The organism is Chryseobacterium sp. Mn2064 (assembly GCF_049319685.1).
Lineage (GTDB): Bacteria > Bacteroidota > Bacteroidia > Flavobacteriales > Weeksellaceae > Chryseobacterium.
Window position 1 is genome coordinate 423,805 of sequence record NZ_JBMOUE010000004.1, and the last position, 11,843, is coordinate 435,647.

At 36.8% G+C, this 11,843-nt stretch carries 8 protein-coding genes; 5 read left to right on the forward strand and 3 right to left on the reverse strand.

Translation table 11 applies throughout. The features are described 5' to 3' along the window. Window positions 1-100 precede the first annotated feature (100 nt). The 5 genes from ACL9RH_RS17050 (at window position 101) to ACL9RH_RS17070 (ending at window position 7,204) form a co-directional block, all read left to right on the forward strand. Entirely contained in the window at window positions 101-2,269 is a 2,169-nt protein-coding gene (locus tag ACL9RH_RS17050; protein ID WP_422694560.1) for a TonB-dependent siderophore receptor, read from the forward strand. Window positions 2,270-2,287: 18 nt separating this feature from the next. Next, a complete protein-coding gene (locus ACL9RH_RS17055) occupies window positions 2,288-2,905 on the forward strand; it encodes a hypothetical protein (RefSeq protein WP_422694561.1) in 618 nt (205 codons plus the stop codon). Between the two features lie 79 nt (window positions 2,906-2,984). Then, a complete protein-coding gene (locus ACL9RH_RS17060; RefSeq protein ID WP_422694562.1) occupies window positions 2,985-4,181 on the forward strand; it encodes a PepSY-associated TM helix domain-containing protein in 1,197 nt (398 codons plus the stop codon). A 140-nt stretch (window positions 4,182-4,321) separates the two neighbouring features. Then, a complete protein-coding gene (locus ACL9RH_RS17065) occupies window positions 4,322-4,813 on the forward strand; it encodes a low affinity iron permease family protein (protein WP_422694563.1) in 492 nt (163 codons plus the stop codon). 147 nt (window positions 4,814-4,960) lie between these two features. Continuing rightward, window positions 4,961-7,204 carry a reprolysin-like metallopeptidase gene (locus ACL9RH_RS17070; protein ID WP_422694564.1) on the forward strand — a complete coding sequence of 748 codons (2,244 nt, stop codon included), beginning with the start codon at window positions 4,961-4,963 and terminating at the stop codon, window positions 7,202-7,204. 60 nt (window positions 7,205-7,264) lie between these two features. Here the strand turns inward: ACL9RH_RS17070 and ACL9RH_RS17075 are convergent, their stop codons facing one another. The 3 genes from ACL9RH_RS17075 to ACL9RH_RS17085 form a co-directional block, all read right to left on the reverse strand. Further along, on the reverse strand, window positions 7,265-9,985 hold the full coding sequence (locus ACL9RH_RS17075) for a hypothetical protein (protein WP_422694565.1): 2,721 nt from the start codon (window positions 9,983-9,985) through the stop codon (window positions 7,265-7,267). Between the two features lie 116 nt (window positions 9,986-10,101). Next, window positions 10,102-11,079 (reverse strand): hypothetical protein, encoded by a 978-nt coding sequence (locus ACL9RH_RS17080; RefSeq protein ID WP_422694566.1) that lies wholly within the window; start codon window positions 11,077-11,079, stop codon window positions 10,102-10,104. A gap of 245 nt (window positions 11,080-11,324) precedes the next feature. Further along, complete coding sequence (locus ACL9RH_RS17085) at window positions 11,325-11,747, reverse strand: hypothetical protein (protein ID WP_422694567.1); 423 nt, start codon at window positions 11,745-11,747, stop codon at window positions 11,325-11,327. Window positions 11,748-11,843: the final 96 nt, after the last annotated feature.

The window sequence follows — 11,843 nt, forward strand, 5'->3', positions numbered from 1 at the left end:
TTTTTAATCTGATATTATAGTTCTACATAAGGTGAGATATGTCACCTTATATTATTTATTTAGAATTAATAAAAATAATAATTTTGCAAAAAATTATCAGATGAATAAAGTAGTATCCTTTTCTCTGCTGTTATTAGGTGGGGTTCTTGCAAACGCACAGAAAACAAACGACTCAATTAAGCACAAAAAAATTGACGAAGTAGAATTATTCGGCGAAAGAAAGAAACAGCCGGAAGGTCTTGAAGCCATTACAAGACTGCCATTGAAACCCAGAGACCAGATCCAGAGTATCTCAGTAATTTCTTACAAAGTAATTGAGGATTTGGGAGGATTAACGGTAACCGACGTTGCGAAAAACGTTCCGGGAGTTACTCAATTTGGTAGTTATGGTGGTATCAGAGAAAGTATGTCTATCAGAGGATACAGAGGAGTTCCTGTTTTGAAAAACGGAGTTCAGATGGATTCTGACTTCCGTACCGGAGCAATGCTTACCGATATGCAGGGAGTTGAAAGTATCCAGGTGATTAAAGGTTCTGCAGCCGTTACCCAAGGAATTGGGGATGGGCTCGGATCCGCTGGTGGAGTGATCAATGTGGTTACCAAAGTTCCTAAGTTCATCAATCAGACGAATGTAGGGTTCAGATACGGAAGCTGGGATTTTTACAGACCTACTGTAGATTTCCAGAGAGTTTTAGATTCACAAGGGAAAATTGCCATTAGAGTGAACGGAGCTTATCAGAGCAATAACAGCTTCAGAAGATTTGTGAATACAGACCGTATTTACGTAAATCCATCCATCGCTATCCGTCCGGATGATAAAACTGAAATCGTTGTGGAGATGGATTATATGCATAACAATACCACTCCGGATAGAGGAACAGTAAACCTGGCAAAAGGTGATGTAGAAGCAATCTATAATATGCCGGGAAGAAAATTCCTAGGCTTTTCAACAGACAATGCGAAAATTGAAACCTTCAATTTCTCAACAACAGCTACCAGAAAACTTACAGAAAAACTAAAGTTGAGAGCTGCATTTATGAGTTCGTCATACCAATCTGAAATAGTAGGTGCAGCACTGGCTCCTTTAAAGAGAGATAACCCAACAGAATTCCGTAACAGAACATTAACGAGATCCGATAGAGAAGATTTAAATAAAGTTTTTCAATTTGACTTCATGGGATCTGATGTAATGACTGGATTTATGAAGCATACCTTCCAGGTAGGTTTCGATTGGAAAGAATCTAATGTAACAACAACTTCATATAAGTCTGTAGATGTTGATCAGATCAATGTTTTAAATGACATTAATAATATTCTTCCTGTCGGGAAAAACATAGATTTATCCACAGCAAGTGCTGTGAATGCGGTAGCTCCTACCATGGGATTAATGGCGCAGGATGTTATTACGTTCAATAAGTATTTTAAAGCACACTTAGGACTTCGTTACAGCAGACTAATTGGTTCTGATAAAGAAAGAGACTTTGCATGGAATCCATCATTGGGAATTATGATTTCACCTATTGAAAACATGAATATTTTCGGATCTTATACAAGTACTACTGCTTTAAGAAGTTCTAATAACCCATTGGCATCCGGAGGAACAGTGGGAGCTTCTACAACTAAACAATGGGAGGCAGGAATCAAATCAGACTGGCTTAATGAGAGATTGAGATTTAACGTTACTTTCTTTAATATTAATACCGATAATCTTTCTTATGAACTTGTTGGAAATAACGGACAGGGAATAGGGAAATATGCTTTAGCCGGAGAACTGAAAAGAAAAGGAATGGAGATTGAATTAATTGGTAAGATCCTTCCAAACCTTCAGGTAATGACGGGTTGGGCTTATGTAGATGCGCAGTATCAGGACAGTCCTTCCTTTGTGAATGGTTCAGCGCCAATCAACACTCCTAAAAACTCTGCTAATGCATGGTTGAATTATAAATTTAATACCGGAGCCCTTCAAGGATTCGATATTGGAGCAGGAATCTACTATGTAGGAACAAGACCGGTAGACGACTACAAACAGAAGACGGTAATCGATAATGGACACGTTAACGGAACACAGCCGGACGAAAGACCTTTCAATATGCCGGATTATACAACGGTAGATGCTCAGATAGGATATACATTCAAGAATGGAGTAGGGTTAAGAGGATTCTTTAACAACATTTTTGATTCAGTAGGATACAACTCGTATTTCAGAGGAGGATATATTGATCAGATTCAACCAAGAAACTTTGCCGTACAGGTAAACTATAAATTCTAACCAACAAAATCATTTATTATGAAAAATATAAAAGGATTCATCTTAGCATTTGCTCTTGGAGCGGTTATCATCTCATGTTCCGGAGATAAAAAGAAGGGAATAGATTATAACGAGTTTAAAACAGAAGTGCAGCTTACTCCAGATCAAACCAAAAGTTTTGATGAGATAACAAAAAAATACCAGGACCTTCAGGAGCAGAATTTCCAGGCTGCAAAAGCGCAGGGTGGTAATATGGACCGCGTTGCCTTGGGCATCAAAAACGAAGAATTGAGATCACAGCAGTCTATTGAAATGGCAAAAGTTCTGGATGGTCCTCAAATGGAAAAATTCAACAAATTTGTTGATGAAAATTCCAGAAAAAGACCAAGATACGACAATACTCTATTGGAAAGAATAAAAGCAGAAGCTCAGCTTTCAGAAGATGAATTCAAAGTAGTGAACGCTGCCAATGATGCCTTTGAAAAAGTATTCAACGATGCTCATGATGTATACCACGGGAACAATGATTTAGCAAAAGAATACTGGGAGAAATTCGATGCCCAGAGAAAAGCTGCTATTCAGAAAGCCCTGACACCGGAACATTATACAAAATTTGAAGAAATTGTAAAAGATGTTCATTTCAAAGGAAGAAAATAACTTTAAACATTCATATTAATTTTAATTTTAAAAACATTAAGATCGTAAAAAATCTTAATGTTTTTGCTATATAACACGTATGAAAAATCTGTTGAGAAGCCTTTACAGAAAAAGAAGAAAAAACGAAACCCTACTGAAATATCTGATGTGGATCATGCACCTTTGGCTTGGGCTTTTATCAAGTATCGTGGTCTTCATTATGTGTATTACGGGTTGTTTGTATGCCTTTAAAAATCAGATCACAGATTTTAATAACAGAGATAAAGTCTATATTACTCCTTCATCTGATACGGTCAAAAACCCTGACCGGATTCAATCTGAATTATTACAGCAGAATAAAGAGCTTACCTCATTGCTTATTCCCGTGGACAAAAGCAGAAGTTATGTATTGGGATATCGGGAAAGTCAGTTGGATAAAAGTGTTTACTATAACCAGTATTCAGGACAGATTCTTGGCCAGCCGGAAGTGGGTTCAAGCCTTTTCTTTGAAGTAGTTCTTGATCTTCACCGAAATCTTATGCTGGGAAATGCAGGACGACAAATTGTCGGAGCGTCCGTACTGATGTTTTGTGTATTGCTGATCTCTGGCTTTATTCTTTGGCTTCCCAAAAAGCTGAAGTTTTTGAAACAGGGGCTTACCGTCATGTGGAAAGCGAAATTTCAACGCATCAATCATGATCTCCATAATACCCTTGGTTTTTATACTTTTCTCATGCTTTTCTTTATTGCTGTTACGGGGTTGTATATTACCTATCCATGGGTGAAAAACGCTCTCATCGTAAGCCTCGGAGGATCTTCAATAGATCAGATTTCAAAAGAAAAAGAAAATGGCGATGATGCTTTCGGAGGACTTTTGGAAGATATGCTCCAGAAGCAGGATGAAAAGAAAAATCTTAAGAACTCAACAGCAGCCTCTATTGGTAATATTTTACAACTTGCAGACCAGCATTTACCTTATTCCGCGGTTACCAGCATTGAACTGCCTAATAAAGATAATCCCCGCTATGTTGTTATTAAAACCAATACACAAAACCTTTTGGGAATGATGCTTCCCGATGAAGTTACTTTTGATAAGACGGGTGTTTTTAAAACAAAAGAATTATTTTCAGATAAACCTCTCAACAAACAGTTTACTGCTTTGGCAAAACCTTTACATACGGGAGAAATTATGGGATTGCCAAGTATTATTTTCTACTTTATCCTATCGCTTATTGGTTGTTCCCTTCCCGTTACAGGATTTCTGATCTGGTGGCACAGATTCAGAAAAATGAAATAGAGTAGGGAGGAGAATGTCTCAAAAATTATATTGAAATAAGATAATGACCTTATCATATTATACATAAGATTTTAATCTCAAGATTCTATTAGTTCAGGTCAGGTTAATTTTATACATTTATTATAATAAACAACTTAGCTATGAGTCGTAGTAAAAATAATTTTTTTGAAAAATTTTCAAACTGGGCTGTCAAATTTACGGGAAGTGCCTACGCTTTTGTCGGAGCGGTTTTGGTTGTAGTCGTTTGGGCGGTTTCTGGCCCTTTTTTTGACTATTCGGAAACATGGCAGCTTGTCATCAATACCGGAACCACAATCATCACCTTTCTGATGGTATTTCTTATTCAAAAAGCACAAAACAAAGACTCCAAAGCAATTCAGATCAAGCTGAATGAGCTAATAGCCGCTCATGAAAAAGCCAGCAACAGAATTGTGGATATTGAAGACCTTACAGAAGCAGAACTGGACCAGCTTCATCATTACTATGAAAACCTTGCTAAGTTTGCCAAAGAAGATGCCGATATCCATACTTCTCATTCCATAGATGCTGCCCAGCGAAATCAGGATTACAAACATGAATTCTTCAAAAAAAAGCATGAAGAATGGTTACAGAAGCAGGAACAAAAGAAGTAATTCTGCTTTTGCCTAGAAAAATCTTTTAAATTTCATTATTGTGATTTTTTTTCAAGATTGTTTACTTATAATTTGTGCTTTTTTATTTTTTTTGATTGTTTGGAATTGTATTATTAGGTGAATGTTTAAATTTGTCAAAAATATTATATGAAAACACAATTACTTTGTTTGCCGTTATTATTTTTAGCAATATCAGCAAATGCACAATGGAGCAGAGGACTGCCAGAACAAAAGATCATAAAAAAAAGTGATCATTCGGTTTATTATAAACTTGATATAGATCAAATCAGAACTCAACTGCTGAGAGCTCCTAAAATAGGTGAGGGGGCTCCTATTACAATCAGTATTCCTACTCTCGAGGGAAAAATGGAGAGATTTGCGGTCAACAGTTTTCCGGTAATGGATGAGGCATTAGCTAATAAATATCAGTTAGGGTCATATGTGGGGATCGGAGCGGATGATCCTACCAAATACATCAGGTTTAGTGTCGCTTCCAATGATTTCCAATCAATGATTATTGGTCCAGATGGTAAGTATGAATTTATAGAGCCTGCAACGTTTGATAAGTCTTATTATTCAGTACATGGAAAAACAAGTAAGAATGGGCATGCATTTACCTGTAAGACTAAAGAAAGTAAAGAATCTGTTGAGAATTTACAAAAATTAATGAAGGCAGGTACAACGGCTAAATCCAATAATAAAACTTTTCATACCCTTAGACTGGCTATGTCTGTGACAGGCGAGTATACTGCTTATTTTGGTGGTGTTGCTGGAGCGCTTACACAGATTAATGCTACACTAACAAGAGTGAATGGCGTATTTGAACAAGAATTTAACCTTCACGTTAATGCTATTGATGCTCCTAATCTTATTTTTACCAACGCAGCTACTGACCCTTATAGTACATCTGAGTTTATGTGTAAGTGGAATTATGAACTGATGAATACTTTGCATGGAGGAGCGTATGGGGTAAGTGATGCCAGTTTCGATATAGGGCATTTGTTTGGGGCCTCAGGAGGTGGAGGAAATGCTGGCTGTATTGGCTGTATAGGAAGTAATGATGTTTCCACAACTTCTTACACCGCTGCTCAAAGTGACTGTGAAGATACTGGTGGAAATTATTATGCTTATATCTCTCCGAATAATTATAAAGGAAGTGGAATAACTTCTCCGGCTAGTAATGTACCTATGGGGGACAGTTTTGATATAGATTATGTTGCTCATGAGATAGGGCACCAGTTAGGTGATTCACATACATACAGCTTTTACGAGAATTACTTGGATCAGGAGGTTGAGCCAGGTTCAGGATCTACTATTATGGGTTACGCAGGTATTACTGGTACTAATACTGATGTTCAGCAACATTCTGATGCCTATTTTCATAGTGTGAGTATTGATCAGGTACAGACAAATCTTGCTGCTGTTAGTGTTGATGTAGAAACACCAATCACCAATAATCCACCGGTTGTGGCTGCGATGAACACCACATATACAATTCCTAAATCTACCCCATTTGTATTGACTGCTTCAGCAACAGATCCGGATGGTGATGCATTAACCTATAGCTGGGAACAAATAAATCCAAGTAAGCTAGCTAATGGTGTTAGTAAATCCAATATTGGAAATACAGCTTCCGGTGCCAACTTTAGATCTTGGCCAGCAACAGCCAGTCCTACAAGATATTTTCCTAAGTTGGCAACTGTTTTAGGGGGAGCTGTAAAAAATACTGCAAATTTTGAAGCGGCAAGTACTGTAGCAAGAACGACCAACTTCCGTGTAACGGTAAGAGATAATAAACCTGGGGGACAGGCTCAGACTGCCTATGCAATGCAGACTATTGTAATAGGATCTGCAGCTGCATTTACTGTTAATACGACATCGCTTACGCCTAATGCAAACTCTACGATAACTTGGACTGTTTCCGGAACAACAGCTGCTCCGTATAATGTGGCAAATGTTAAGATTGACTGTACAGAAGATGGTGGAGTAACCTGGACTGATCTTGCAGCATCAGTTCCGAATAACGGATCGGCAAGTGTTTTCATTCCTGCATCTCTTGCTGGTAAAACTATTCATTTGAGAGTTTCAGCAATTGGAAATGTATTTTATGCAGCGAAACAGGCTGCCGTATCCGGTCTGCTGGCTGTTTCTGAAGCAGGAAATGTAAAGTCTGTTAAGATCTATCCAAATCCTGTAGAAGACGTATTGAATGTAATGAATATTTCACCAAATGCATCTTATGAAATTTTCAATGCTCCAGGGCAATTGGTTTCAAAAGGAGCTATAGGAGATGGTAGAATTAATGTGAACAATCTTGTAAAAGGAGTTTATTTTATTACAATCAAAAACGGTAAAGAAGAGAACTCTACAACTAAGTTTGTAAAAAAATAGTTGTTCAAAAACATAAAAATAAAAAACCTCTGAGAGATCAGAGGTTTTTTTATATAAAAATTATCTCATAAAATAGCTGAAATAACTACAGCTTCCCATTAGATCTTTGGTTGTTTGCGTATCAGAATACTGCGCTTTTAGCTGAGCAAAATAGGTTCTGTACTTCTGATTTCTGAGATTGTCCATCTCTTTTTGACGGGCATCTTCTTTCTCAGACCACTTCGGATCAGAATAATCGAAATCTTTCGGAGCCTTAGCTTCATACTGATAGTATTTTCCCTGTTCCGCACTCGCCATCTGGAAGAGGATTCTTGCTTTTTCTTCTTTGTTGTTGGAGAGCTTAAGAGCTTTTTGATAATATCCAATGGAGAGATCAAAATTATCAGGTTCAATATAAGATCTATCCATGAAGTTTTTATAATAATATTTGTATGGATTCTTTTTATCCGTATTCCAGAAATCGTATTTTCCACCATTGCTGTTATCAACATCCATCACAAACAGTTGTCGGTAATATCCTAAAATAGAAGTATTATACAATAAATTCCCGATCAACTGATTGGCTTTGGCTGCTTTTTCATCAGTTCCGTTTCCTATCTTTTTAAGCTGAATAAGGGTATTGGCAAGATCCAGTTTATCCATATTGTTTTTAATGAAAGGGAAACCTGAATAATCCTCGGCTTTCATGCTTTCATTTTCTGCGCTTTGGAAACTTTCCCAAACATTATGCCCGAATACCAGACTTGGAATATTTTTGAACCCATCATATTCAGCAGGGGTGTATTGCTTTGGTGTAATTTTCTGGCCTTCCTTTTCCGTCCATTCGTAGTTTACCCTTGGGATTCCATTGAAGCTTTTCGCTTTTTCGTAATATGACTTGGCTTTTTCAAAATTGGCAAGTCTCATAGCTCGGTCTCCATATATATTGTTGAAGAAAGCATCGATATTACCTACGCTGTCCATATTTTTAGCAATGATCTGTTGCTCAAACTGGGTTTTGTTCGGTTTTCTGTAGAACTCTTCAACGCTTTTTACCAAACTGGAGTTCGGATTATATTGAAGGTCGGAAAGCTTATTGTTCATTAGGAAAGATTTTCCGTCTTCTCCTTGAAGGAAGTAGCGATTGGCAATAACATCCTTCAGGAAGTCGGCAGTAGATGGAGCTTGACCGTAATAATCATAGTCATTCGTATTCGCGGTGTCTTTTTTTACTTCCTTCTCTACAAAATATTCTGCGTAGTCCTTCATCAAATGATCTTCGTAATCGGCGTCAATTTTAGGCTGAGAGACAATATCATTCAGAACTTTCATTCTTTTGATTTCTTCCAGATATTCAGGATTGGTTGTTTTAATATCGTTCAGGATTTCGGAACTTCCTTTATAGTCTTTCTTTAAAAACTTCAGATAGGCATTGGCAATCTGCCAGTATTCATCCTTAGATTTTTCTTTTGTTTTTTCAGTGAACTTTTCAAGATCGTCAAGATAATCTTTCGTATTTTCATCATAATAATACGCGGTTCTGTTATAGAAAGGAATTCTGTCCGGATTGCTGAAAAGCTCATCATCACTTTGGTCAAATTTTTTCCCATCCGCTGTTTTGTCTGATTTGGAACCGCCAAAAAGATTTTTGAAGAACCTTACGATTTTTTGCCAGAAAGAAAGCTTTTCTTCTTTTACTTCAGGAGAAGCTTGTTCTGCAGAAGAATCTTTCGAAGCCGTATTGTTATCTTTTTTTACAGACGATTGCTGAGCAGCGTCAGAAGCGTAATAATAAGTAGGAAGATAGTTTCTTTCAAGTTCATTGATGCTTCGTACTGCCATTACTTTCAAAATCTCAGAATCAGGGTTGATGTCATACATTTTTTCCATGATGGAGATCGGATTGTTGAAATCTTCATAACCCAGAAGGAAATAGGCCATATTCTTCTCTTCATTCGTTCCTGCTCTTTTCATGATATTGCTGAAAGAAGCTGTATCCGAAAGTTTCATAGAAACAAAAGCCGCCTCTTTGTGGTCTCTTCGGTTCATGAATACCTGAAAGAAATTCCAGTTGGCATCGCTGTTCATCTCCAGTCCTCTTTGAGCACCGGCCAGCTGATCCAGAGCCATAAAGTAAACCGAACCTTTAAGTTTAACCGGTTCTATATAAGTTTTGAAAGCTTTAAGTGCCGAATCATAATTTCTGGTATAGTGATTGAATCGAACCAGCTGATAACCGTATCGTTGTTTGATTTCAGGGTTTTTGGCTGCATTGTATAAAGAATGTAAAGCAGCAATGGTTTTATTGTAATCAAGACTGGTCGCATTTTTTCTGTTGGCATCTCTGTCGTAGTAGAAAGAACTGTCACTTTCTATATAATTGATGCTCATATAAGGCTCCAGGTATTTAGCCTCAATCAGATAGTCAATCGCTTCATGGTACTTTTGATAAAACCCGGTGCTGAGTTTTTGTAAAAGCGGGTTGGTAGGTTTGCCACTTTTCAAAGCATTCAGGTCAGCCATGCTCATCTTATACACCAGATTCTGAGCGTCAGCATGGCTAAGCTGATTGTTGAAGAATCTTTTCCAGGTTTCAAGATTGTCATCTGGAATCAGGGCGGGATTGTATTCACTGTAGAACCTTGCAGAATAGTTAAGAAGGAAGGGAAGATAAGACTTGTCTTTTATGATACTTTGTGTAAAAAGATTAAAGTATTCATAGTCTGGGTCTGACCACGCACAGGCGTCAGATTTCGTGTAGAAAAGTGATACCACCGCAAGCGAAAGAATATACTTTTTCATAGGGTGTAGTGTTTTGGTTTTTTATATAATCGTTTATTATTAAAATGTCTGAAATACCATTGCCAGCAGATTCGGATGTGATACCATCTTGTCGGCTGTCGTTATTTGCATGAGGTTTAAAATTTTCGATCTCCTACAAATTTACTATCTAATTGATAATAAATAATATTAAAATCCGGGATTTTTTTCTCAAGAAAGCGGAGAACATCATCAAGCTGATCTTGAGATATTTCTTCAATTTTGATGGTAAACCCTTTGCTTAAATAGCTTCCGAAGTAAAATCCGTCTTTCTGAACTTCCACTTCATTCTCTGAAATTTTTTTAAAATCCGGATGGTTAAGATCTTTTTTGGATAATGCATTAATCAGTTTGTGCTTTTCCAAATGATTGGTGATAATTCCCCAGGAATAAATTGGCAGTGCCACTTCAATTTTTTTAATAGGATAGTCGTCGATTTTTGAAAGATAGCTTTTTAAAACGGAAACATCCAGGATGGAATTTTTATCAGATTTCTCCAAAGGGGAGGAAGTGGAGTAGCACATCAGGTATACTTTTTCCACAGGAGGAATTCCTGTTTGTTTCTTATCCTTTACCTGATGAAGCCTTAAAGTACAGGTGATTTCTTTGCCGGAAACTTTTTTCAGTTCTTTTAAAAATTTAAAATAATCATCCCGTGTACCGGCGGTCCAGTCGCAATCGATCTGAATTTCGTTATTGATTTTTAAATGAAGCTCTTCCGACTTTTTTTCAACCAAATGATGAATGCTTTCAGCCAGAAATTTAATTTCTTCTCCTGAGATCCCAAGCAAAGTTTTGTTTGTTATAAAAACAGTAGGAACAATCTTTTTATCCGTTATGAAGCTTTTATTTTTGGTAATGACGGCAACCGGCTGAAATTTTCCTGCTTCTTTATCGACATCAAAAAATCTTGTGTATAAATAAGGAACTGTTGCTTTGTCTAATGCTTTCCTCTCTTCAGGGTCAAGCTTTAATTGGGTTTTCCAGTAATAAAACGTATAAGGATGATTTTCTTTCCTGTTGCACGACACAATAAGGAAAAGAAGAAATAGAAATAAAATTTTAGAATTTTTCATTGGGATAAATCACTCTTGTAGTCACTATTCGGTTCAGGCATAATTATTCAAAAATAAAGATATTTAAGCAGAATATAAACCGTAAAATTCCGGTGATTATATTCTCATTGGATTCATACAAATGTATAAAGTTTGTGATTTGAGTAGTTTTTCTTTGAAAGTAGCAAATTGATAGTTTGAAGCAGGTTATCCCAAAGCAAGAAAACCACCCCAGATGGAGTGGCTCTCTATATATACTAATTTTACTACTTATAGAGATCGCTTTCGCACTTGCAGATGTCTTTGTCAGCACTTTCTCTGGATGAGCAGCAGCCTTCAAGATTTTGGATATTTCCCTTTTCGTCGGTAAGATAAATTTTTTCTTTGTCGAATTTCACGAAAAAGGTTTCTTCAATCTTTTTGAAAACAACTTTCATTACTTTGTTGGGAGCATATTTTCCAGCGTTGATTTCTTCTTTCGTTTCCTTTCCGTTGGCCTGATTCACCTGAACATATCCGAAATGAACATCACCACTTTTTTTTACATCAAGATAATAGTGAGGAGTTCCTGTACCGCTGTATCCTTCAAGAATATCGAAACTTCTATGCCCTGTAAAAGGAACTTTAATTTCCTGAGCGAAAGAAAAAATACTGATACACAAGATCATTAAGCTGAAAGCCTTTTTCATAAATCTTTTTTTTCAAAAGTAAATATATTTCGGGAAAACAACCTCCGTAAAAACCCGGTTATTGCATATTATATAAAACAAAACCACTCCTGAAAG